The 23322-nt window shown below is 62.3% G+C and carries 20 protein-coding genes and 4 tRNA genes; 22 read left to right on the forward strand and 2 right to left on the reverse strand.

Going from position 1 to position 23322, the window contains the following annotated elements; translation table 11 throughout:
- The first annotated feature begins 126 nt into the window (after positions 1 to 126).
- The 17 genes from Bravens_RS05415 to Bravens_RS05495 all read left to right on the forward strand — a co-directional run bounded on the left by Bravens_RS05415 (position 127) and on the right by Bravens_RS05495 (position 14773).
- Positions 127 to 199 (forward strand) — tRNA-Gly (locus tag Bravens_RS05415).
- A 29-nt stretch (positions 200 to 228) separates the two neighbouring features.
- Positions 229 to 299 (forward strand) — tRNA-Cys (locus tag Bravens_RS05420).
- Between the two features lie 12 nt (positions 300 to 311).
- Positions 312 to 383: transfer RNA gene (locus Bravens_RS05425), tRNA-Val, on the forward strand.
- 34 nt (positions 384 to 417) lie between these two features.
- Positions 418 to 489: transfer RNA gene (locus Bravens_RS05430), tRNA-Val, on the forward strand.
- Between the two features lie 200 nt (positions 490 to 689).
- Entirely contained in the window at positions 690 to 1835 is a 1146-nt protein-coding gene (locus Bravens_RS05435) for a DUF4190 domain-containing protein (protein ID WP_062021068.1), read from the forward strand.
- Between the two features lie 249 nt (positions 1836 to 2084).
- Positions 2085 to 4037, forward strand: a complete 1953-nt coding sequence (gene thrS / locus Bravens_RS05440; RefSeq protein ID WP_425304154.1) for a threonine--tRNA ligase — start codon at positions 2085 to 2087, stop codon at positions 4035 to 4037.
- Positions 4037 to 4618 carry an HIT family protein gene (locus tag Bravens_RS05445; RefSeq protein WP_062021074.1) on the forward strand — a complete coding sequence of 194 codons (582 nt, stop codon included), beginning with the start codon at positions 4037 to 4039 and terminating at the stop codon, positions 4616 to 4618. The genes thrS and Bravens_RS05445 overlap by 1 nt, the downstream gene beginning before the upstream one ends.
- Entirely contained in the window at positions 4605 to 5219 is a 615-nt protein-coding gene (pgsA, locus tag Bravens_RS05450) for a phosphatidylinositol phosphate synthase (protein WP_062022266.1), read from the forward strand. The genes Bravens_RS05445 and pgsA overlap by 14 nt, the downstream gene beginning before the upstream one ends.
- Positions 5216 to 5713, forward strand: a complete 498-nt coding sequence (locus tag Bravens_RS05455; protein WP_062021077.1) for an NUDIX hydrolase — start codon at positions 5216 to 5218, stop codon at positions 5711 to 5713. The genes pgsA and Bravens_RS05455 overlap by 4 nt, the downstream gene beginning before the upstream one ends.
- Positions 5714 to 5787: 74 nt before the next feature.
- Complete coding sequence (locus Bravens_RS05460; protein WP_062021080.1) at positions 5788 to 6543, forward strand: YebC/PmpR family DNA-binding transcriptional regulator; 756 nt, start codon at positions 5788 to 5790, stop codon at positions 6541 to 6543.
- Between the two features lies 1 nt (position 6544).
- Positions 6545 to 7147, forward strand: coding sequence for a crossover junction endodeoxyribonuclease RuvC (gene ruvC, locus Bravens_RS05465; protein ID WP_019175146.1), 603 nt, complete (start codon positions 6545 to 6547; stop codon positions 7145 to 7147).
- 52 nt (positions 7148 to 7199) lie between these two features.
- Entirely contained in the window at positions 7200 to 7799 is a 600-nt protein-coding gene (gene ruvA / locus Bravens_RS05470) for a Holliday junction branch migration protein RuvA (RefSeq protein WP_062021082.1), read from the forward strand.
- Positions 7796 to 8866, forward strand: a complete 1071-nt coding sequence (ruvB, locus tag Bravens_RS05475) for a Holliday junction branch migration DNA helicase RuvB (protein ID WP_062021084.1) — start codon at positions 7796 to 7798, stop codon at positions 8864 to 8866. The genes ruvA and ruvB overlap by 4 nt, the downstream gene beginning before the upstream one ends.
- A 105-nt stretch (positions 8867 to 8971) precedes the next feature.
- A complete protein-coding gene (yajC, locus tag Bravens_RS05480) occupies positions 8972 to 9415 on the forward strand; it encodes a preprotein translocase subunit YajC (protein ID WP_062021087.1) in 444 nt (147 codons plus the stop codon).
- Positions 9416 to 9435: 20 nt separating this feature from the next.
- Positions 9436 to 11358, forward strand: coding sequence for a protein translocase subunit SecD (gene secD / locus Bravens_RS05485; protein ID WP_062021090.1), 1923 nt, complete (start codon positions 9436 to 9438; stop codon positions 11356 to 11358).
- Positions 11358 to 12377, forward strand: a complete 1020-nt coding sequence (secF, locus tag Bravens_RS05490) for a protein translocase subunit SecF (RefSeq protein ID WP_062021092.1) — start codon at positions 11358 to 11360, stop codon at positions 12375 to 12377. The genes secD and secF overlap by 1 nt, the downstream gene beginning before the upstream one ends.
- A gap of 89 nt (positions 12378 to 12466) precedes the next feature.
- Positions 12467 to 14773 (forward strand): RelA/SpoT family protein, encoded by a 2307-nt coding sequence (locus tag Bravens_RS05495; protein ID WP_062021095.1) that lies wholly within the window; start codon positions 12467 to 12469, stop codon positions 14771 to 14773.
- A 38-nt stretch (positions 14774 to 14811) separates the two neighbouring features.
- Here Bravens_RS05495 and Bravens_RS05500 read toward each other — a convergent pair whose 3' ends face one another.
- The gene (locus Bravens_RS05500; RefSeq protein WP_062021098.1) at positions 14812 to 15381 is read right to left on the reverse strand and encodes a hypothetical protein; all 570 of its coding nucleotides are present in this window, start codon (positions 15379 to 15381) and stop codon (positions 14812 to 14814) included.
- A gap of 101 nt (positions 15382 to 15482) precedes the next feature.
- Positions 15483 to 16829 carry a DUF349 domain-containing protein gene (locus Bravens_RS05505; protein WP_062021101.1) on the reverse strand — a complete coding sequence of 449 codons (1347 nt, stop codon included), beginning with the start codon at positions 16827 to 16829 and terminating at the stop codon, positions 15483 to 15485.
- A gap of 221 nt (positions 16830 to 17050) precedes the next feature.
- Between Bravens_RS05505 and Bravens_RS05510 the strand changes: the two genes are divergently transcribed.
- The 5 genes from Bravens_RS05510 to rpsD all read left to right on the forward strand — a co-directional run bounded on the left by Bravens_RS05510 (position 17051) and on the right by rpsD (position 23212).
- A complete protein-coding gene (locus Bravens_RS05510; protein ID WP_062021104.1) occupies positions 17051 to 17701 on the forward strand; it encodes an MBL fold metallo-hydrolase in 651 nt (216 codons plus the stop codon).
- Between the two features lie 47 nt (positions 17702 to 17748).
- The gene (gene hisS, locus Bravens_RS05515) at positions 17749 to 19092 is read left to right on the forward strand and encodes a histidine--tRNA ligase (protein WP_062021107.1); all 1344 of its coding nucleotides are present in this window, start codon (positions 17749 to 17751) and stop codon (positions 19090 to 19092) included.
- Positions 19093 to 19156: 64 nt separating this feature from the next.
- The gene (gene aspS, locus Bravens_RS05520) at positions 19157 to 20938 is read left to right on the forward strand and encodes an aspartate--tRNA ligase (protein WP_062021109.1); all 1782 of its coding nucleotides are present in this window, start codon (positions 19157 to 19159) and stop codon (positions 20936 to 20938) included.
- The gene (locus Bravens_RS05525) at positions 20939 to 22363 is read left to right on the forward strand and encodes a replication-associated recombination protein A (protein ID WP_062021112.1); all 1425 of its coding nucleotides are present in this window, start codon (positions 20939 to 20941) and stop codon (positions 22361 to 22363) included.
- A gap of 225 nt (positions 22364 to 22588) precedes the next feature.
- Positions 22589 to 23212, forward strand: coding sequence for a 30S ribosomal protein S4 (gene rpsD, locus Bravens_RS05530; protein WP_019175133.1), 624 nt, complete (start codon positions 22589 to 22591; stop codon positions 23210 to 23212).
- Positions 23213 to 23322 lie beyond the last annotated feature (110 nt).

Genomic DNA, 23322 nt, shown 5'->3' on the forward strand with positions numbered 1-23322 from the left:
GCTTTGCGAACTCTGATCGGCAGATGGTGACGAGGGTCACTGTCTGCCGATTTGGTTTTCTGCAAAAGGGTGTGTAATGTTTAGTCCTGTTGCACGGCACGAAGGGAAACCTTTAAAGTGCACCACGCGGATGTGGCTCAGTTGGTAGAGCATCACCTTGCCAAGGTGAGGGTCGCGGGTTCGAGTCCCGTCATCCGCTCTGGTTCGCCAGATATGGCGGTCGCCTCTGGTGGCGTGGCCGAGAGGCGAGGCAGCGGCCTGCAAAGCCGTATACACGGGTTCGAATCCCGTCGCCACCTCGAACAGGGCTGGCGCGATTGGCGCAGCGGTAGCGCGCTTCCTTCACACGGAAGAGGTCACTGGTTCGATCCCAGTATCGCGCACGGAGTTCGCTCCATAACTGAATAGCCTTTTTAGGCGCGATTGGCGCAGCGGTAGCGCGCTTCCCTGACACGGAAGAGGTCACTGGTTCGATCCCAGTATCGCGCACAGACAGCCGGGGGTTTAAGCCCCCGGCTTTTTTGTGTCTTGCGGCTGTGGTCTGCTGTATCTGGAGATTCCCGGTGAACGTGAAATGAAGTTCTCCTGGAAATTTCTGCCAGTATCGGCGTTATGCTTTGGGAAGTTCGAATGATCAGTGAAGATCATGCTCGATTGCACCTGAACGAACAAAAACAAAAGGAAACCGCATGAGCGAGAACCCCTCCGGGCATAACGGCTCGAACCCGCAGAACAGCCACTACGGCAACAATTACGACCCTTCGGGAAGCAGCTCCGGAAGCTACGGTCAGGGCAATTATGGCCAGGGAAACTACGGCCAGGGTGATTACGGGAGCCAGTACTCGCAGGCTGACTTCGGCAGCAGCTACGGGCAAGATGCTCAGCAGCCTGTTGGCAGCCAGGGCGGCTACGCCGACTACCAGCAGCCTGTCGGTAGCCAGGGCGGCTACGCCGACTACCAGCAAGACCCGCAGGCGTACGGCGGCAGTGACCTCTACGGGGCAGGCGGTCCCGGGGGCCCGGGTGGTCCATCGAGCACTGAAAAGAACAGTCTGGGCGTCATTTCACTGGTCTCCGGCATCGTTGGATTTTTCATCTGGCTCGCCGGAATTGTTGCGATCATCACGGGCTTTATGAGCCTCAAGGCCGTCAAAAACGGCCAGGCCAACAACAAGGGCGTTGGCCTGACCGGTCTTATCCTGGGCTTCTTCACGACTGTGGTCGGCTTGATCGTCACTGTGATCGTCGTGATCTTCGTCGTTATCGGCATAGGTTCGGCAAACCCAGCGCCCGCTCCGGATGATCCCGGCAGCGGCACTGAAGCCCCGGCAGAACCACAAGGCGACGGTGACCCGGACGAATCCGGCGACAAGGGCGAAGCTGCGGGCGACGGTGCTGCTGAAGGAGGCGACATCAACGCCGGATCTGACAAAGCCACGTTGATCGGAACGTACGAAGGCATTGAGATCCGTGCGTACATCACCAGCGGCAAACCTGATAAGTACTCGATTCCTGAAGCATTTGCCGGCCGTGAGGTTCTTGTCATCAAGTACTTCCTGAAGAACACGAGTGACAAAGACGCTCAGATTGGCTCCGCTCGCATCAACTGCATTGCCAACGGTCAGGACTGTTCTAAGAATGTGCACGGCAAGATCGGCGACAGGAACCTTGACGTCCCGACCCTCGACCTCGGTGCCAAACCCCTCAAAGCCGGTAAGGAACACGAGTTCCTTACAGCACAGGCAATCGAATACGATCGCGCTGGAGACGCCGAGATCTCGATTTCGATCATGAACAAGGACTGGAGTGACGAAGAGGAATTCAAGATCAAGTGACCCTGCTTGACACAGGCTGGTGAATGCGGGGTGGGAACAGGCGGTTCCCACCCCGCACAGTCTTTAAGTTGGCTGGTCACCAGATCCGGGCTCGTTCCCGTAAGAGCCAGCAGTTCCTGACTGCTGAATCGGACGTACGACCACACCTGCCAGCGGGTACAGTAGAAACGCTGAAACGACCACGTAAAAGGAGAAGCCGTGTCTGACACGCTGACCGTCGCCGGAGAAGAGATTCCCTACACCGAAGGGATGACGAGCACAGAGCTCTTTGCATCCGATCCGACGACAGTGGCCGTCTGGATCAACGGCGCTTCCTGCGACCTTCACCGTGAGCTGCAGCCCGGCGATGTCGTCGAGCCCATCAGCATCAGCAGTGAAGAGGGCCTCAACATTCTTCGCCACTCCACGGCGCACGTTGTCGCACAGGCCGTACAGGAACTGTTTCCGGGAACCAAGCTCGGCATCGGCCCCTACATCACTGACGGCTTCTACTACGACTTCCAGGTTGAAGAGCCGTTCACACCGCAGGACCTCAAAGCCATTGAGAAGCGCTGCCAGCGGATCGTGAAAGAAGGCCAGACCTTCCACCGCACCGAAGTCAGCGACGACGAAGCTCGCACCCGCCTGGCCGACGAGCCCTTCAAGCTCGAGCTCGTCGAAGACAAGGGCAAGGGTGCCGAAGGTGCCAGCGTTGAGGTCGGCGGCGACCAGCTGACCATCTACGAAAACCGCAACCGCAAGGGCGACATCGTGTGGGAAGACCTCTGCCGTGGTCCCCACCTGCCGTCTACCAAGCTCATCGGCAACGGCTTTGCCGTCACCAAATCCTCCGCAGCGTACTGGCGGGGCGACCAGTCCAACGCCAGCCTGCAGCGCGTCTATGGAACCGCGTGGCCCTCGAAGGATGAACTGCGCGCCTACCAGGAGCGCATCGCAGAGGCCGAGCGCCGTGACCACCGCAAGCTCGGTGCGGAACTCGACCTGTTCTCCTTCCCTGACGAACTCGGTTCGGGCCTTCCCGTCTTTCACCCCAAGGGCGGCGTCATCAAACGCGTTATGGAGGACTACGTCCGGCAGCGCCACATTGAAGAGGGCTTTGAGTACGTGGGCACCCCGCACATCTCCAAGGAGACCCTGTACTACACCTCGGGCCACCTGCCGTACTACGGCGAGAACATGTTCCCGCCCTTCACCGTCGACAAGCACGTTGCCGAAGACGGCACCGTCACCCACGAAGGCACGGACTACCGGCTGAAGGCAATGAATTGCCCGATGCACAACCTCATCTACCGATCTCGCGGCCGTTCCTACCGCGACCTCCCGCTGCGTCTGTTTGAATTCGGCACCGTGTACCGCGACGAACCGTCCGGTGTTATCCACGGCCTGACGCGCGTGCGCGGCTTCGCACAGGACGATTCGCACTCCTACGTGGCAGAAGAGGAAGCGGCAGCGGAAATCAAGCACCTGCTGGACTTCATGCTGTCGCTGCTGCGCGACTTCGGCCTGGACGATTTCTACCTCGAACTGTCCACCCGCGAAGTCGACGGTGCTAAGAAGGACAAGTTCATCGGCTCCGACGAACAGTGGGAAATCGCCACGAACACCCTGCGCGAAGTTGCCGAAGCCACGGGCCTTGAGCTCGTACCGGACCCGGGCGGTGCAGCCTTCTACGGTCCGAAGATCTCGGTGCAGGCGCGCGATGCCATCGGCCGCACCTGGCAGATGTCGACGGTGCAGATGGACTTCAACCAGCCGGAGCGCTTCGACCTTGAATACAGCGCTTCGGACGGCACCCGCCGTCGCCCCGTCATGATCCACTCGGCCAAGTTCGGTTCGATTGAGCGTTTCATCGGCGTGCTCACCGAGCACTATGCCGGAGCGTTCCCCGTGTGGCTCTCACCGGTCCAGGCGACGCTGGTTCCGGTGGCCGACGAATTCGACGACTACTGCCACGACATTGCCCAGAAGCTCAAGGCCAGGGGAGTGCGCGTGGAGGTCGACACCTCCGACGACCGCTTCCCCAAGAAGATCCGCAACGCATCGAAGTCCAAGGTGCCCTACACGCTCATCGCCGGCGGAGAGGACCGTGACGCAGGTGCTGTGTCCTTCCGCTTCCGCGACGGCAGCCAGGACAACGGCGTGCCGATCGACGAAGCCGTCGAACGGATCGTCAAGGCGATTGAGGAACGGGCACAGGTCTGATGGCGGGAATCCCCGAACCGGAAGCAGCCGCCGGGTTTCCCGGCGAACCCGACGGACTGCAGCGACTGTGGACACCCCATCGCTTCGCGTACGTCGGCGGGGAGGACAAGCCCGCCGACTCCAGCGAACAGTCCTGCCCGTTCTGCTCGGCACCTGAGCGCAGCGACGAGGACGGGCTCATCGTCGCCCGCGGTGAGCACGCCTTCGTGGTCCTTAACCTGTACCCGTACAACCCGGGTCACGTGCTCGTCTGCCCGTACCGCCACGTCGCCGACTACACGGATCTGACAGCTGAGGAAACCGTTGAAATCGCCCAGATGTCGCAGAAGATGATGCGCGTCATCCGGGCGGTGTCTTCGCCGCACGGGTTCAATCTGGGCATGAACCAGGGAGCCGTCGCGGGAGCGGGAATTGCCGCTCACCTGCACCAGCACATCGTGCCCCGGTGGGGAGGGGATGCGAACTTCTTCCCGATCATTGCCGAAACCAAGGCTCTGCCGCTGGTTCACGGGCAGGTGCAGAAGCTCTACAGCGAAGAATGGAACCGGCAGGAACCGCACGACGGCGATGCTGACCTCTAAGCTCCGCGGTGCGGCCGAGGTCTGTACGCGTCCCGTTGCGGCCGTGCTGGGCAGGCTGGGGCTGACACCGAACGCGATCACGGTCATCGGCACCGTCGGCACCGTCCTATCAGCCGCTGTTCTGTACCCGCTCCAGCACTATTTCTGGGGCACGCTTGCTGTGACGTTCTTCGTCCTGTTCGACATGCTGGATGGGACGCTCGCGCGCCTGCACGGCACCACCAGCCGGTGGGGAGCTTTTCTGGACTCGACACTCGATCGGGTTGCCGACGGGGCGGTGTTCGGCAGTCTTGCCGCCGCCGCTTTTCTCACCGACCGGCCGGTCACGGGTGGGCTGGCTCTGTTTGCCCTGGTCTTCGCCTTCACGGTGTCTTACACCCGTGCCCGAGGTGAAGCTGTCGGCGGGGACGGTTCGGGTGGTCTGATGGAGCGCACGGAGCGCTTGGTCGTGGTGCTGGTGGCCGCTGGTTGTGTTGGCCTCGGTGCGCCGTATAGTCTGCTCACTATTGCTCTTGCACTGGTTGCCGCCGGTGCCCTTGTGACTGTTTTTCAGAGAATGCGCTCAGTGTTCCTGAGCGTGAAATCGGAGGACGCGCTATGAAGGTCCGCTCGGCCGCCCGCGTGGTGCTTCTCAATGCCGAAGACGAAGTCTTCATGCTCCAGTGCCGCGACCTGGGCGATGACTCGAGGCGCTACTGGTTCACCGTCGGCGGCGGAGCCGAACTGGGGGAGACCTCGAAGCAGACCGCGGCACGCGAACTCGCCGAAGAGACCGGCATCGAGTGCGACCCCTCCGAGCTTCTGGGCCCGCTGGCCACACGCCGGGTCTCCATCCAGTTCTCCACCGGTGTCCTGGTGCAGGACGAGGTGTATTTCGGCATGCGCTGCACGGAAGACATCGATCTTGACGAGGCCATGTGGAGTGACAAAGAGAAAGCCGCTATCACCGGTTCGCGCTGGTGGTCCAAAGAGGAAGTCGAGAGCTCTTCCGAGGTGATTTACCCTCCTGAGCTTCCCTTGCTGATCGACCTTGTCAGCACGGGTGCCGAACCCGTGTCGCCGCTCTCCTTGGGCGTTCCCAGCGGTGTTGAGTAGACGGTCGGACTCTTAAGTCCGTGGGTGGTCTTACAATGTAGACCGGACATCAATCGAACGCGAGGAGAGAATTCGTGGCAGGTCACTCAAAATGGGCGACAACCAAACACAAAAAGGCCGCTATCGACGCTAAGCGCGGCAAACTCTTCGCGAAGCTCGTCAAGAACATCGAAGTGGCCGCCCGTGCCGGCGGCCCCGATGTTGAAGGCAACCCCACCCTGTTCGACGCCATTCAGAAGGCCAAGAAGAACTCGGTTCCCGCCGACAACATCGAACGCGCAGTCAAGCGCGGCGGCGGTCTTGACGGCGATGGTGTGGAGTATTTCCCCATCACCTACGAAGCCTACGGCCCCGGCGGTGTCGGCCTGCTCATCGAATGTCTGACCGACAACAAGAACCGCGCGGCTTCTGAGGTCCGCGTGGCAGTCAGCCGCAACAACGGCAACCTGGCTGATCCCGGTTCGGTCGCCTTCAACTTCGCCCGCAAGGGCGTCGTCGTGGTCAAGCAGTCCGCTGCTGACGACATGGCGATTCTTGAGGCGACCATGGACGCAGGTGCCGAAGAGGTCAAGGACCAGGGCGAAACATGGGAAGTCATTTCGGAAGCCACTGACCTTGTGCCGGTCCGCTCCGCTCTGCAGGAAGCGGGCATTGACTACGACAGTGCCGACCTGGCCTTCGTGCCGAACGTCGAAGTTCCGCTGTCGGTTGAAGATGCGCGTAAGCTCGCCACGCTCGTCGATGCGATCGAAGACCTCGACGACGTGCAGAACATCTACGACAACGCAGACATCTCGGACGAAGTAGCGGCTGCGCTGGCCGAAGACTGACATGCGTGTTCTCGGCGTCGACCCGGGGCTGACCCGCTGCGGTATCGGCGTGATCGACTCCGGGCGCGCATCCCGGCCGTCGCTTGTGGCCGTCGACGTCATCCGCACCGACGCCTACGGGGCCTCGGACGTTCGTCTGGGCCTCATTGCGGATGCCTTCGACCGTTTTCTTGACGACTGTCGACCGGACGTTGTCGCGATCGAACGGCCCTTCGCCCGTTCGGATGTTTCGACGATCATGGGGACCGCGCAGGCCTCAGGGCTGACGATGGGTCTTGCGGCCAGGCGCGGAATCCCCGTGGCCATGCACACGCCGTCGGAAATCAAGAAGGCCGTCTCCGGCAACGGCCGGGCCGACAAGAAGCAGGTGACGAACATGGTCACCCGCATTCTCCGACTCGATGAGCCTCCCAAACCCGCCGACGCGGCAGACGCCTTGGCAGTTGCCATATGCCACCTGTGGCGCGGTGCAGTGGGGGCCCAGTCGACTCCCGGTTCGACGAAGGACGTTCTGGCTCGCCGCGCTCAAGGTCTGCAGGGTTCCGGCATGACGAAGGCACAGGAACAGTGGGCCGCGGCGATTCGGACCGCCAAATCACGCTGACGAAGTGACATACTGTTTTCGTACGCCTGTTCTAAAAATCTGAGGGTTTTCTTTGATCAGCTTTATCCAGGGGAGCGTTGAGTCGATTCACGCTGACTCCGTTGTCATTCTCACCCACGGCATCGGCCGCAAGGTCTTTGTCAGCCCGTCACTTCTGAGCAGTGTTCGACACGGGCAGGACGTCGGGATCCACACGGAGCTGGTGGTTCGCGAAGACGCACTCACCCTGTTCGGCTTTTCTTCCCGCGATGAACGGGACACCTTTGTCACTCTGCAATCAGCCTCGGGCGTTGGGCCGAAGCTTGCGATGGCGGTCCTGGCAGTGCTCACCCCGGGCGAACTTGCCGCCGCTGTAGAAAACGGAGACACCAAGGCGCTCACTCGGGTTCCCGGCGTTGGGCCCAAGGTTGCGGGTCGCTTGGTGCTGGAACTGTCCGGAAAGATCACAGCCGCGCCCACGGGGGCAGAAACTGCTCCCCAGACGGGCGGCAAACAGGCAATCATCGCCGAAGTCGTGCAGGCACTCATCGGCCTGGGCTGGAAAGAAGCCAACGTACAGCCGGTCGTGGAAGCTGCGGCTGAAGATGACGCCAACAGCGAGGTCAGCAGTCTGCTCAAGGCCAGCCTGCGCGAACTCGGGAAGAAACGATGAGCGACAGCTACGAAATCGACTTCGGTGCAGACGAACCGACACCAGCTGAACTTGAACGGCTTATGAGCGCCGGTGCGGGTTCGGATGAACGCGCTGCCGAAGCTGCTCTGCGCCCCAAGGGCCTAGGTGATTTCACGGGGCAGCCGCAGGTACGCGAACAGCTCTCGCTCGTACTCGATGCCGCGCGAGCCCGGGGCAAAGCACCCGACCACGTGCTGTTGTCCGGCCCTCCGGGACTGGGCAAAACGACCTTGGCGATGATCATCGCCCACGAAATGAACTCGCAGATCCGCATCACCTCGGGCCCGGCCGTCCAGCACGCGGGTGACCTCGCTGCGATTCTGTCTTCTCTGGAAGAGGGCGAAGTCCTCTTCATTGACGAAGTGCACCGCATGGCCCGCGCCGCAGAGGAAATGCTCTACGTGGCCATGGAGGATTTCCGAGTCGACGTCATTGTGGGCAAAGGCCCCGGCGCCACAGCAATTCCCCTTGACCTGCCGCCCTTCACCATGGTGGGCGCAACCACGCGCAGCGGTCTGCTTCCAGCACCCCTGCGCGACAGGTTCGGCTTCACGGGGCATCTCGACTTCTATTCGCCAGAAGACCTGCTGATCGTGCTGCGCAGATCAGCGCGGATGCTCGGCATAGAAGCTGATTCTGACGGTCTGGCCGAAATCGCCGGCCGATCCCGCGGCACACCGCGCATTGCCAACCGCCTGCTGCGCCGCGTACGCGACTGGGCGCAGGTGCGCGGCAGCGGAATCATCGACCGCCACGCGGCCCAGGCCGCGCTGGAAGTCTACGAAGTCGACAGTCGAGGACTCGACCGGCTGGACCGCGCAGTGCTCGACACCCTGTGCCGTCGTTTCGGCGGGGGACCGGTGGGGCTGCAGACGCTTGCGGTTTCCGTCGGCGAAGAGTCCGAAACGGTTGAAGAGGTCGCCGAACCTTTCCTCGTGCGCGAAGGACTGCTTTCTCGCACGCCCCGGGGCCGGATCGCAACCGCGGAAGGCTGGGAGCACATCGGTTTGACACCGCCTGAAGGCGCTCTTTCCCAGATGTTCTGACCGGGTCTGCCGCCGGTCACACTCGCCGACGGTTTTCGCAGTGATTGACGACAACGGTAGAATGTCCGAGGTTTGTTCTGACCCCACATGCGAAAGAGGTTTCCGGTGAACCCCAATCTCCTCATCATGCTCGCCCTCGGCGCGCTGCTCATCTTCATGATGGTCAGCTCCCGCCGCAAGCAGAAAGCCCGCCAGGAGCAGATCTCGCGCGGCCTTGTGCCCGGAGCGCGCGTTATGACCGGTGCGGGCATCTTCGGCACCGTCGTCTCGGTTGACGAAGAAACCAACCAGGTGACGATCGAATCCGGTCCCGGAACCCAGCTCATCGTCCACCGTCAGGCCATCGGCCAGATCGAAGTCGATGAACCAGCCGCACCGGCTGCATCGGCCGAGCCCAGCACCAACCAGGGTCCCATCCAGCGTGACGATGCCGACGAAACCCCGCTGAAGAACTCCGAACCCAGCATCACCGACGCCGAACTCGACGCCCACAACGAAGCCAAGCGCGCCAAGGGCGACGACGTCGACGACTCTGACGACGCTAAGTAACATCAACCAGAAAGCAGACCGTGTCCGCTTCAGATAAAAAAGCTCGCCCGGGACGCAGCTTCGCAGTGCTGGGAATCTTCTCCGCACTGCTTGCTGGTCTTGTAGCCCTGGGAGTTGTGTTCTCCTCGGCGACCTGGGCCCCGAAGCTCGCCCTCGACCTCGAAGGCGGCACCTCGATCATCCTGGAACCCCAGATCGAAGATCAGCAGATCACCAAGGAGCAGCTGGAACAGGCTGTTGAGATCATCCGTCAGCGCGTCGACTCCACGGGTGTGTCGGAAGCTGAGATCTCAACGCAGGGTGACCGCAACATCGTTGTGAACCTGCCCGGCAACCCCGACGAGAAGACCCGCAACCTGGTCCGCTCCTCGGCTCAGCTGTCCTTCCGCCGTGTGGCCTTCGTCGGTCCGCCCGAATCCGCTGCTGCACAGGAAGAGCAGCAGAAGGAACAAGAGGACGCAAACAAGAAGAAGTCCGAGGGCCTGTCTGACGAAGACAAGAAGCGGATCGAGGACCTCATCGGTGACCAGGAGGGCGAACAGGAAGACGGCGACGCTCCCCAGGGAGGCGGAACTGCTTCTGCTCCCGCCGTCGGCGAAGACGCAAAGAAGCCAGCTGAAGGTGAAACCCCTGCCGCGCCCAAGGACGGCAAAGAAGATGCGGATAAGCACCCCCGCTTCGACCCGATGACCGACACCAGCTGGCAGTCGCAGAAGGTCATGAAGGAATTCACCGAACTCGACTGCACCGACCCCGCCAACCGCACCGGCGGAAAGCAGACGCCGGCAGATGAAGTCGTCGTCGAATGTGCGCAGGACGGTTCGGCGAAGTTCGTGCTCGGCCCGGTTGAGCTTTCCGGTGAGCACGTCAAGGACGCCTCCTACGGTTTTGAAACCTCGTCATCGGGCCAGCAGACCAACCGTCTGGCCGTGACGATGGAATTCGATGAGGTCGGCCGCAAGGTGTTCGGCGAAATCACGCAGACCATCACCGGCCAGCAGCAGCCGTACAACCAGTTCGCAATCGAACTTGACGGACTCGTGCTGTCCGCCCCGGCCTCGCAGTCAGCCGTGACCGACGGCCGCGCGCAGATCACCGGCAGCTTCTCCGAAGAAGAAGCGCAGACCCTGTCCAACCAGCTGAAGAACGGTGCTCTGCCGATCTCCTTCCAGGTGCAGTCCGAAGAGCAGATTTCGCCCACCCTCGGTGCTGACTACCTGCAGAAGGGCCTCATCGCCGGTGCTATCGGCCTGCTGCTCGTGGTTCTGTACTCGGTGCTGCAGTACCGTGCGCTGTCAACCGTGACGATCGCCAGCCTCGTGGCGGCGGGTATTCTCACCTACCTCCTGCTGCTGTTTGCGTCCTGGCGATACGGATACCGTCTGTCGCTGGCAGGTCTGGCCGGCATCATCATCGGCATCGGCATGACGGCCGACTCGTTCATCGTGTACTTCGAACGCATCCGAGACGAAATTCGCGACGGCCGTCGTCTGACGTCCGCGGTGGAAGTCGGCTGGGTGCGCGCACGCCAGACGATCTACGCCTCAAAGGCAGTCAACATGCTGGCGGCTGTCATCCTGTACATCCTCGCTGTCGGCTCGGTGCGAGGCTTCGCCTTCACCCTTGGTCTGACTGTGATCGTCGACGTCGTCATCGTCGTGTTCTTCACCCACCCGATGCTGCAGTTGCTGGCCCGCACGAAGTTCTTCGGCGAAGGCCACCCGATGTCCGGTATGGACCCCCGTCAGTTGGGTGTCAAGCCCTCCGCCTACCGCGGCGCCATGGGGCTTGACCTCGAAAAGGCGAAGCAGAAGACCACCGGCCGCTCCGCTGAGGAAGCTGAGAGGCGCGAAAGTGCGCGCAAGCGCAGGGAACGCGACACATCGTCATCGCTTGCCGCACGCAAAGCAGCAGCCGCCGCCGAAGAAGCAGGGGAAGACTGATGAAGAAGTTTTTTGATTTCGGCAACAAGCTGCATTCGGGCGAAGTTTCGATCCCGTTTGTGCGCAAGCGCAAGCTGTGGCTGGGACTTGCCGCGCTGCTCACCGTCCTGTCGCTCATGGTGCCCGTTGTCCGCGGCATGGCGGGTGCGGAGCCGTTCAACCTCGGGATTGCCTTCACCGGCGGTTCGGAATTCCAGGTCGACCACGTTGACTCGTCAGCCGAAGCGCAGGCCAACAAGGCCGTGACCGACGCCGTGCCCGGTGCTGAACCGCGCACTGTGCCGACCTCGAACGACTCGCTCAAAATCGAGACGCGTCAGCTCAATGACGATGAAATGCAGAAAGTGCGCGATTCGCTCATTGAGTCCTTCGAAGTCAGCGCGGAGAACGTGACATCGAACTTCGTGGGCCCGCTGTGGGGACAGAACATCACCAAGAAGATGACGCTCGCACTGGTCATCTACGTGGGTCTGGCGCTCATCATCATGGCGCTGTACTTCCGCACGTTCAAAATGTCGCTGGCAGCGATCGTCGGTCTGTTCTTCGTCATGGTGCTCACCACGGGCATCTACGCGGCAACCGGCTTTGAGATCACGCCCGAGGCGATCATCGGCTTCCTCACGGTTCTTTCGTTTTCGCTGTACGACACCGTGGTGGTGTTCGACAAGATCCGCGAGACCACAAAGGGCTTTGAGGACAACCGCAAACAGACGTTCTCGTCGCTGGTTGAGCTCGGTGTTAACCAGACGACCGTCCGTTCGATCAACACGACAGCCATCGGCGCCCTGCCGATCGGTGCGATTCTGTTCATCGGCGTGTTCCTGCTGGGCGCGGGAACTCTCACCGACATCGCGCTGTCGCTGTTCGTCGGAACGATCGTCGCCACGGTCTCCACGCTGTTCGTCGCTTCGCCCCTGTACGCAGTTCTGCGCGGCACAGAGGAAAAGGTGCGCGAGCAGGAGCGTCTGGTCCGCGAGACCGCGAAGCCTTCCGCCGAAAAGGAGCCGGTCGCATCGTGACCCCGTGACGGCACGGTCCGTGTTCTGATCCCGAAGGTGCTTCCCCACGCGTACAATGGGGAAGCACCTTCGGCGTTTCAGAGGGGAAGATGACTCAACAGCCACACTCAGGTTCCGGTCGACGCGGACTCAGCCGTCGCTTTGCTTTTTGGACGGCGCGCGCGCAGAACAGCCCACAGACGCCGAAAGTCCTGGCCCCGCTGCTGCAGATCGTCAAAGAAAACCATCCGAAGCTCGACACGGATGTGATCCTCCGGGCGTACCGTTTGGCTGACAAAGCCCACAAGGGGCAGATGCGCCGAAGCGGCGACCCCTACATCACGCACCCCGTAGCAGTGGCGACGATCCTTGCAGAGATCGGTATGCCGCCCATTACGCTCGCTGCAGCGCTGCTGCACGATGTCGTGGAAGACACCGACTATTCGCTTGACTATGTGCGCGAAGAATTCGGCGACGAAATCGCCGTCATGGTCGACGGCGTTACAAAGCTCGACAAGATCGAGTACGGGCAGGCCACCCAGGCCGAAACGGTGCGCAAAATGGTCATCGCCATGTCGCGCGATATCCGGGTGCTCGTCATCAAACTTGCCGACCGACTGCACAACGCGCGTACGTGGAAGTACGTTTCCCCTGAATCCTCATCGCGCAAGGCACGCGAAACCCTTGACATCTACGCACCCTTGGCTCACCGCCTGGGTATGAACACCATCAAGTGGGAGCTTGAGGACCTGTCCTTCCAGGTGCTCTACCCCAAGGTGTATTCCGAGGTTGTGCGCCTGGTGGCCGAACGCACTCCCGAACGCGACAAATACTTGGGCATCGTCGCCAAGGAACTCGGCGCTGAACTTGCTGAAGCACACATTGACGCCGACATCACCGGCAGGCCCAAGCACTACTACTCGATCTACCAGAAGATGGTCGTCCGCGGCCACGACTTCGAAGACATCTACGACCTCGTGGGTGTCCGTGTCCTGGTGGAGACCGTCCGCGAATGCTACGCGGTGCTGGGCCTTGTCCACTCGCACTGGAGTCCGGTTGCCGGCCGCTTCAAGGACTACATCGCGATGCCGAAGTTCAACATGTACCAAAGCCTGCACACGACTGTGATCGGTCCGTACGGCAAGCCTGTTGAAATTCAGATCCGCACCCGCGAAATGCACCGCAGGGCCGAATTCGGTGTTGCAGCCCACTGGAAGTACAAGAACCGGGGCGGCACTGCAGCGACTCTCGGGGCCGCCGGAGCCCGGACTGCGAAAGTCGGCGACGGCGGTGAAGTCGACCAGGTGGCGTGGCTGCGTCAGCTGATGGACTGGCAGAAGGACGTCCAGGACCCTGATGAATTCCTCGACAGCCTGCGCTACCAGGTCAATGCGCAGGACGTCTACGCCTTCACTCCGAAGGGCGACATCATTTCGCTGCCGTCCGGTGCGACACCGGTCGACTTCGCCTACACCGTCCACACCGAGGTGGGGCACAAGACAATCGGCGCCCGCGTCAACGGACGACTGCTGCCGCTGGACACCGCGCTGAAGAACGGCGACGTTGTTGAGATCCTCACCTCGAAGGACGAAAACGCAGGCCCCAGCCGCGATTGGCTGACCTTTGTCGCTTCGGCGCGTGCACGCAACAAGATCCGCCAGTGGTTCTCCAAGGAACGCCGGGAAGAGGCAATTGAAACCGGCCGCGAACAGCTGGCCCGGGCCATGCGCCGACACCACCTGTCTGCCGAAAGGCTCATGAGCGGCGAAGCGCTCGAAGCTGTCACCACGGGGCAGCACTTTGACGATGTTTCCGCTCTCTACGCGGCTATCGGCAACGGCACGATCTCTGCTGCTCACGTGGTTGATCTGCTGGCTCGGGAAGTCGAAAACGATACCGAAGACGTCGAAGAGACCTCACCCGTCCCGCCCTCGAACGCCTCCGGGCGTTCCCGCGGACACCATTCCTCCACCTCGGGTGTGCGGGTCAAGGGTGTCGACGACATCCTCATCAAGCTGGCTCGCTGCTGCACTCCCGTTCCCGGTGACGACATCATCGGCTGGGTGACCCGCGGTGACGGAGTATCGGTGCACAGGACTGACTGCCGCAACGTCGCTCAGCTGAAAGCCTCGCCCGAGCGCATCATCGACGTCGAGTGGGTTGACGATGCTCGCGGCGTCTACCTGGTGCAGATCCAGGTCGAAGCGCTTGACCGGGCGGGTCTGCTGTCCGACATCACCAAGGTTCTCACCGACAACCACGTCAACATCCTGTCCGCCACGATCGCCACGTCGAAGGCACGCGTTGCACAGTCGCGCTTCGTCTTCGAAATGGGGGACTCGGGCCACCTCGAAACGGTTCTCAACGCCGTGCGCAAGGTCGACGGCGTTTTCGACGTCTACCGCATCACCGGCTAGCCGCCGGGAAAACCGCCTTCCGCCAGAGCCTGTTCGGGTCACAGACCCGCGTGCGAGGCGGGGTCAATTGAACGCAGAAGCCTGCGGATCTCGACAACCCCGGGACGGCGAAAGGAATCTTCCGCCAGTGCTGCCAACGCCCTGCGCTGCTGTGGGGCCGTGGGAGCGAGCACCGAACGAGCGGCTCGTTTGCGCTGCGTGAGGTCCTCGATCGGCAGAATGCAGTCGACGACTATGTCGAACAGCGTTTTGAGCGGTTCCGTCACACGGCAGTCGCCGAACTCCCGGTACTGGTCACCGCCTAAGCTCCGTTCCCACACAGCGGTGCCTTCGGGTACGCGACGCACACGGCGTCTGACCAAAGTTGTGACGTCCAGAAGCGCGGGAGCCTGTGCGCTGCCCCACCACACCCAGTGCGCAGCCGCGTGGGAAAAGGCTGTCCCGTGAATCGGCGGGGCGCCGAGAGCGGCGGCGCGCAGCTTGGGCGTCAGCACCGCACCCGCGCGTATCCAAGAGGTTTCTGTCAGCTGTACCAGCAGGCCGTCGCGTCTGAGCGCATACAGCTGGAGTGCGCTCAGCGGCTTTCCTGTGCGAATGATCGTGTCCATGCATCCACTTTCCGCGGTGGATCCCGGTGAAACAAGAGGCCCCCGAAAGCTGTGGATAACTTTCGGGGGCCTGCTTCGGCTGAACGTACGGTCAGCGGATGTCAGCTGAAATCAGCGGCTGTGCGGCGCAGCTGTTCGAGCCACTGTTCCTTGGTTGCGAGCTCGTCACGCAGCTTGGCTGCCGTGGCTGAATCACCGTCAGCTTCGGCCTTGTCTGCTTTTTCCTTCAGCTGGGCAGTCTGCTGTTCCAGCTGTGCGAGCATGCCGGAGGCACGGTCCTGCTTGTCGGGGTCGGTGCGCTTCCATTCGGCCTGTTCGGCGTCTTCGATTGCGCGTTCGACTTCGCGCAGTCCGTTTTCCATGCGGCTGATGTCAGCACGGGGGACCGGACCGGCTTCTTCCCACTTGTCCTGGATGGTGCGCAGCTGCTGTTTGGCCTTCTTGTGGTCCTCAATCGGCAGAAGCGCCTTGGCCTGGGCCAGCAGCTCTTCCTTGACTTCGAGGTTGCCTCGGTACTCTTCGTCGCGTTCGGCCTGGTCGGCGCTGCGAGCTCCGAAGAATTTGTCCTGTGCGGAGCGGAAGCGCTCCCACAGTTTGTCGTCGTCCCCCCGCTGAGCGCGCGGCGAGGCCTTCCACCGGCTCATGAGTTCGCGGAAGCGGCTGCTGGTTTCGCGCCATGCGGTCGAATCGGCAAGCTGCTCGGCTTCTTCGACGATCTTCTCTTTGATCTTCTTGCCTTCGGCGCTGCGCTTGTCGAGTTCGGCGAAGAACTCGCGGCGCATCTTCTCAAAGGATCCGCGGGCCTTTTTGAAGCGCTCCCACAGTTCGGTGTCCTGGGCGCGGGGAATGCGGGGGAAGCTCTTCTGGATGTCCTTCCATTCGTCGAAGAGCTCGTTCATCTTCGCCGAGGTGTTCTTCCAGTGGATGCTGCCGGGAGCCTGGGCGATGAGCTCTTCTGCCCGCTCAATGACCGTCATGCGCTTCTGCACGCCTTCTTCGCGCGCCTTTTCGTGGTCTGCAGCCTGCTCTTTCGCGGCTTCCTTCGCACGCTTTTCGAGCTTGTCGAGGCGCTCCTTCAGGCCTTCGACATCGCCGACCACACGAGCTTCGTCAAGGTCGGTCCGCGCTTTTTCGACCGAGCGGATGATGTCATCGGCCTTTGTGCCGGCGGCCAGGCGCTCCTCCAGCAGGTCAACGGCCGATGCGTGCTCGAGGAAGCGGCGCGCGTAGAACTCAAGCGCCTGCTCTTTCGAGGCCGACGGGTATTGGCCGACAACAACCTCGCCTTTCGAGGTGGTCAGATACACATTGCCTTCGTCGTCTGCGCGTCCGCAGTTCATGGCCGCAATAAGCGCCTCTGAGCTGGGCTGAGCGGGTGCTGCTGCGGCGGCTGGGCGAGGAGCCGGCTTGGGGACGGGGCGCGGCTTGGGAGCGGGTGAGTCGGTCATCGTCTGCCTTCGGTTTTGTCTGCAATACGGCGCCCGCGGGCGCGAAACACTGCCAGCATAGCGATTCTTCGGCTTTTCTGTGCGGTTGTTGTGGACTGTTCGGCTGCTCGGACAGGGGTTTGCTCTGCCCGGTCGCCCCGGCAGGCGCTTTCATGCGAGCTCCAGCATTGGTGTCGGACCCGCTGTGCGGCCTGTCTTCAGTTGTCATTAGACTGTCGCCTATGCGCATCCTCAATTCAGAAGCCCCTTTTCTGGGCGTCAACTGCTACGCGGTGGCTGCGGACAGCAGCAGCGACTGCGTGCTCGTCGACGCCGGATACGGCAACACGGATGCTCTTGCCGCTGGACTGCAGCAACACGGCCTGACTCCCGTCGCTGTTCTGCTGACCCACGGTCACGTCGACCACGTGCTGGGTCTGCCCGACTACATGCAGCACTGGGACGTTCCCGTGTGGCTGCACGAAGCCGATGTCTACCGGCTCGATGACCCCGCCGCGACCATGTCGGCACAGTTCCAGCCCATGCTCGCCGATGTTCTGCAGGGGTGGGCACCACCGAAGCCCGAATCCTTTGCTGACGGCCATGAGTGGGATCTTGCCGGCCTGCAGATCTCTGCTCATCATCTTCCCGGTCATACGGAGGGCTCAACGGTCTTCTCCGTCACAGACGGTTCCGACAGGGTGTACTTCAGCGGTGATGTCCTGTTTGCCGGTTCCATCGGCCGGACGGACCTACCTGGGGGAGACCACGCCGCCATGCAGGAGTCCCTGGCTGCACTGCGGACATTCGCGGCAGCGCCCGTGTACCCGGGCCACGGCCCCGGCACAGAACTTTCCCACGAAGTCGCCACCAACCCCTTCCTGGTCGGCTGAGTCCGGCCTACTGTTTCCGAACTACGGATTTTTCAAGGAGCACTGTCATGTCCAAAGCCGCAAAGCTGTCGGGTTTCCCCGAATGGCTTCCGCAGGACCGGATCATCGAGGAGCGCGTCCTCGATCTGCTCAAGCACACCTTTGAACTCAACGGCTTCGCTGCGGTCAACGTGCGCGCTGTCGAACCGCTTTCGATCCTCGCCAAAGACGGTGAGATCGACAAAGAGATCTTCACCCTCGGGAGGCTTCACTCGGAGGGCAAAGAGCGCAACCCGCTGGGCCTGCACTTCGACCTGACCGTGCCGACCGCACGCTACGTGCTGGAGAACGCCGGTCACCTGAACTTCCCGTTCAAGCGCTACTCGATTCAGCCGGTGTGGCGCGGTGAGCGCCCGCAGGACGGTCGCTTCCGCGAATTCATTCAGGCAGACATCGACGTCATCGGCGATGAGGTCCTCGCCGACCACTTCGAAGTCGAAATCCCGCTGGTCATGGTGCAGGCGTTCGACGCTCTGCGCGAACTCGGTGTGCCCGAGGCCGGCATTGTTGCCAACAACCGCAAACTCCTCGAGGGCTTTGCCCGCGGACTGGGGCTGGACGACGTCACCTCGGTTCTGCGCGCCATCGACAAGCTCGACAAAATCGGCCCGGAAAAGGTCGAAGAGCTGCTGATTGAAACTGCCGGCGCCGACCAGACACAGGCCAAGCAGTGCCTCCGCCTGGCAGAGATCGAATCGGGAACTTCGGCATTTGCCGAAGACGTCATCGCCCTCGGTGTTGAGCACCCGCTGCTTAACGAGGGAATCGCGACTCTCGTCGCGCTTCTCGATTCGGCCAACCGTCTGCACCCGGGAGCAGTCAAAGCCCAGTTGAAGATCGCCCGCGGCCTCGACTACTACACCGGAACCGTGTACGAAACTTTCCTCAAAGGCCACGAATCCCTGGGCTCGGTTGCTTCCGGCGGCCGCTACGACGCACTGGCCAAAACCGATAAGAAGGTCTACCCCGGCGTGGGCATGTCGCTCGGGGTCTCCCGCCTCATGTCACGCCTTGTCGGAGCCAACCGGGCGCTTACAGCCACCCGCGGTGTGCCGACCGCAGTTCTTGTCGCCGTGACGGCAGAAGACCAGCGGCCAGAAGCTGATCAGATCGCCACGGCCCTGCGCCGGCGGGGCATTCCCGTCGACGTTTCCCCATCCGCGGACAAGTTCGGCAAGCAGATCCGCTTTGCCGAACGCCGGGGCATTCCCTTCGTATGGTTCCCATCGGCCGAAACCGGCAGCGAAGTCAAAGACATTCGGACCGGCGAACAGGTTTCAGCCGACCCGGACCTGTGGGCACCGCCCGAAGAGGACATCTGGCCCCGCGTGCTCCGCGTCGACGCCGAATGAACCCCGCCGCGATGGCTAAACTGAACACAGACACCCTCGAAACAACCTCCAAGGAGACCGCGCAGTGCTGAGAACCCGCGAAGCAGGATCCCTGCGTCTGACCGACAAGGGCCAGACCGTCACCCTCACCGGATGGGTCGACCGTCGCCGTGACCACGGCGGGGTTGCATTCATCGACCTCCGCGACGCCTCGGGCATTGTGCAGGTCGTCGTCCGCGAAGACGTCGCCGACCGCCTGCGCAGCGAATCCGTCATCAAGGTGACCGGAACCGTCGAAGCCCGCCCGGAAGGCAACGCCAACCCGCAGCTTCCCACCGGTGACATCGAAGTGGTAGACACCCAGGTCGAACTGCTCAGCCTGGCTGAAGCCCTCCCGTTCCAGGTGTCCGACCACGCAGAGGACTCCGGCCAGGTGGGTGAAGAAACCCGCCTGCGCTACCGCTACCTCGACCTGCGCCGTTCGGAACAGGCACAGCGCATGCGTCTGCGCTCCAACGCAAACCGCGCAGCCCGCCGCGTGCTCGACGACCACGGATTCATCGAAGTGGAAACCCCCACGCTCACCCGCTCCACCCCGGAAGGTGCGCGCGACTTCCTCGTGCCCGCTCGCCTTAAGCCCGGCTCCTGGTACGCACTGCCGCAGTCCCCGCAGCTGTTCAAGCAGCTGCTCCAGGTGGGCGGCATCGAGAAGTACTACCAGATTGCCCGCTGCTACCGCGACGAAGACTTCCGCGCTGACCGCCAGCCGGAATTCACCCAACTCGACATCGAAGCTTCCTTCGTCGAACAGGAAGACGTCATCGCAATTGCCGAAGACATCCTGCGCGAAGTGTGGGCTCTCATTGACGTGAAACTGCCCGCATCGATTCCGCACATGACCTACCACGAGGCCATGGCCCGCTACGGTTCGGACAAACCGGACCTGCGCTTCGGTCTCGAACTGACGGAACTGACGGAGTTCTTCAAGGACACGCCGTTCCGCGTTTTCCAAGCTCCCTACGTCGGTGCTGTCGTCTACCCGGGCGGTGCTTCGCTGCCGCGTCGCCAGCTGGATGCGTGGCAGGAGTGGGCCAAGCAGCACGGTGCCAAGGGTCTTGCCTATGTGCTCATCGGCGAAGACGGCGAACTCGGCGGTCCTGTCGCGAAGAACCTGTCGGATGCTGAACGCGCAGGCCTGCAGGAGGCCGTTGGCGCATCCAACGGTGACGCGATTTTCTTCGCAGCCGGCGAAAAGAACGCATCGCGTGCCCTGCTGGGTGCCGCCCGCGGAGAAATCGCTGAACGCACCGGCCTGATCAAGGACGGCGACTGGGCCTTCGTCTGGATTGTCGACGCACCCATGTTTGAATCGGCTGAAGAAGCCGAGGCTGCCGGCGATGTCGCTGTCGGCAGCGGACGCTGGACCGCAGTTCACCACGCCTTCACTGCACCGAAGCCGGATCACCTGGACACCTTCGACCAGGACCCCGCATCGGCGCTGACCAACGCCTACGACATCGTGTGCAACGGCAACGAAATCGGCGGCGGTTCGATCCGCATCCACCGCCGCGACATCCAGGAGCGCGTGTTCAAAGTCATGGGCCTGGACGAAGAAGAAGCCCAGGAGAAGTTCGGCTTCCTGCTCGAGGCCTTCAGCTACGGTGCACCCCCGCACGGCGGCATCGCCTTCGGTTGGGACCGCATTGTGGCCCTGCTGGCCGGCACAGACTCGATTCGCGACGTCATCGCCTTCCCGAAGACCGGCGCGGGCTACGACCCGCTGACGGCTGCCCCGGCGCCCATCACCGCGCAGCAGCGCAAGGATGCCGGCGTTGACGCCAAGCCGAAGGAATCAAAGGACGCCTGATTGGCTGACCTGTTCTCCGCGGAGCCCGAACCGAACGCCGGTTCGGGCTCCGTTTCTGCTCTTGACCCGCTTGCGGTGCGCATGCGCCCGCGCACAATGGACGAAATAGCGGGACAGAAGCACCTCACGTATCCCGGATCGCCGCTGCAGCAGCTGGCCACCTCGCAGGCTGGTTCGAAAGCCGGCCCCAGCTCGGTGATCTTGTTCGGCCCGCCCGGGGTCGGCAAAACCACGATCGCTCACGTTGTCTCGCACGCTCCCGACCGCTCCTTTGTCGAACTGTCGGCGATTTCGGCAACCGTGAAAGACGTCCGCCAGGTCATCGAGACCGCCCGCAATGACCGTGACCTCTACGGACGCACAACGGTTCTGTTCCTCGATGAGATCCACCGGTTCACAAAAGCCCAGCAGGACGCACTGCTGCCGGCAGTGGAAAACCGGCTCGTTGTGCTGGTTGCCGCAACAACGGAAAATCCGTCCTTTTCTGTCATCGCCCCGCTCGTGTCGCGCTCACTCGTGCTGCAGCTCGAACCTCTGAGCGAAGACGATATTCGTTCCCTTCTTGAGCGCGCCCTGCACTCACCACGAGGTCTGGCCGACGGCTATGAACTTGAGGAAGAAGCGCTTGAGCACATAGTGCAGACCGCATCCGGGGACGCGCGGAAGTCTCTGACCGTTCTCGAGGCGGCAGCCGGCATCGCTGAGGCCCGCACCGAGGGCGGGACTCCTGTCATCACGGAAGCCGAGGTGCTCGAAGCCGCCAACGAAGCCCGGGTTCGCTATGACAGGGCGGGGGATCAGCACTACGACGTCGTGTCCGCGTTCATCAAGTCGATTCGCGGTTCTGACCCGGACGCTGCACTGCACTACCTTGCGCGCATGATCTCAGCGGGGGAGGACCCTCGGTTCATCTGCCGCCGCATCGTGATTTCGGCTTCGGAGGACATCGGCATGGCCGACCCGCAGGCGCTGACCGTTGCAGTCTCTGCGCAGACCGCGGTCGAACGGATCGGGATGCCCGAAGGGCGGATCCCCATGGCCCAGGCAGTTGTATATCTGGCCTGCGCGCCGAAATCGAACGCGTCCTACAAGGCAATCGGGGAAGCTCTGGCCGACATCAAAAAGGGAAGCTTCGGCGAAGTCCCCAAACCGCTGCGCGATGCCCACTATCCCGGAGCAAAAGCACTCGGCCACGGAGTCGACTACCGCTACTCACACGACTACCCGTACTCCGTTTCACCCCAGGAGTACATGCCCGAACCGCTGCGCGGCAAGCGCTACTATCGGCCCACCGCCAACGGAGCCGAACGCACAATGGAAGACCGTCTGGCCGCCCTCGAAGCGCTGCGCACCGGCAGACCACAGCGCATAGACAGTGCCGAAAAAGGCGAGCCGACACAGACAGAAGGCAAACAGGAAGACTGACAGCGGCACCTCGTCAGGGGAGCGTGGGCGACGACACGCCAGCCCGCATTGTGCCCCGGGCTGTCAATGAACTAAACTGGACCGCTGTTGTGCCTCATATGAATAGGCGGTCGTGATCATTCGACCTCGCGATGATCACCTCTTTCCCACAGGGGGAAACAACAGCTTCTGATCCGACCGAGGCAAGTCGGCCGAAGCACAATACTCTGAAAATGAAAGGTGAACATGGCTCCGTCACGTTCACGCCGACAGGTCCGCCTGTCGCGCGCTCTCGGCATCCCGCTGACCCCGAAGGCTGAAAAGTACTTCGAACGCCGTCCCTACGCTCCCGGTGAGCACGGCCGTGCACGTCGCCGCAACGACAGCGACTACTCGGTCCGTCTGAAGGAAAAGCAGCGCCTCCGCGCTCAGTACGGCATCCGCGAAGCTCAGATGCTCAACCTGTTCAAGGAAGCAGCCCGCACCCCCGGTCTGACCGGTGAAACCCTGGTCGAGCTGCTCGAAATGCGCCTGGACGCCCTCGTCCTGCGCGCTGGCTTCGCCCGCACCATCGCTCAGGCACGCCAGTTCGTCGTTCACCGCCACATCATGGTGGACAATCAGCTGGTCGACCGTCCGTCCTACCGCGTCAAGCCGGGTCAGATGATCCGCGTGCGCGAACGTTCGGTCGGCATGGACCCGTTCCAGGTTGCCGCAGCCGGTGCACACCGCGACGTTCTTCCGACCGTTCCCGGTTACCTGACCGTGAACCTTGAGGCACTGCAGGCCACCCTGGCCCGCCGCCCCAAGCGCGAAGAAGTCCCCGTCACCTGTGACGTCCAGATGGTCGTCGAGTACTACTCGCGCTGATCTGCTTTATTCAAGTGCCCGGGCCGTGTCGGCCCGGGCACTTGTTGTTTGTAGGTGCACTAGACTCGACAAAGCACGCGTCCTGCCTGGCAGGCTGCCAACACCCAAAC

The sequence above is a fragment of the Brevibacterium ravenspurgense genome (assembly GCF_001584615.1).
Taxonomy (GTDB): Bacteria; Actinomycetota; Actinomycetes; order Actinomycetales; family Brevibacteriaceae; genus Brevibacterium; species Brevibacterium ravenspurgense.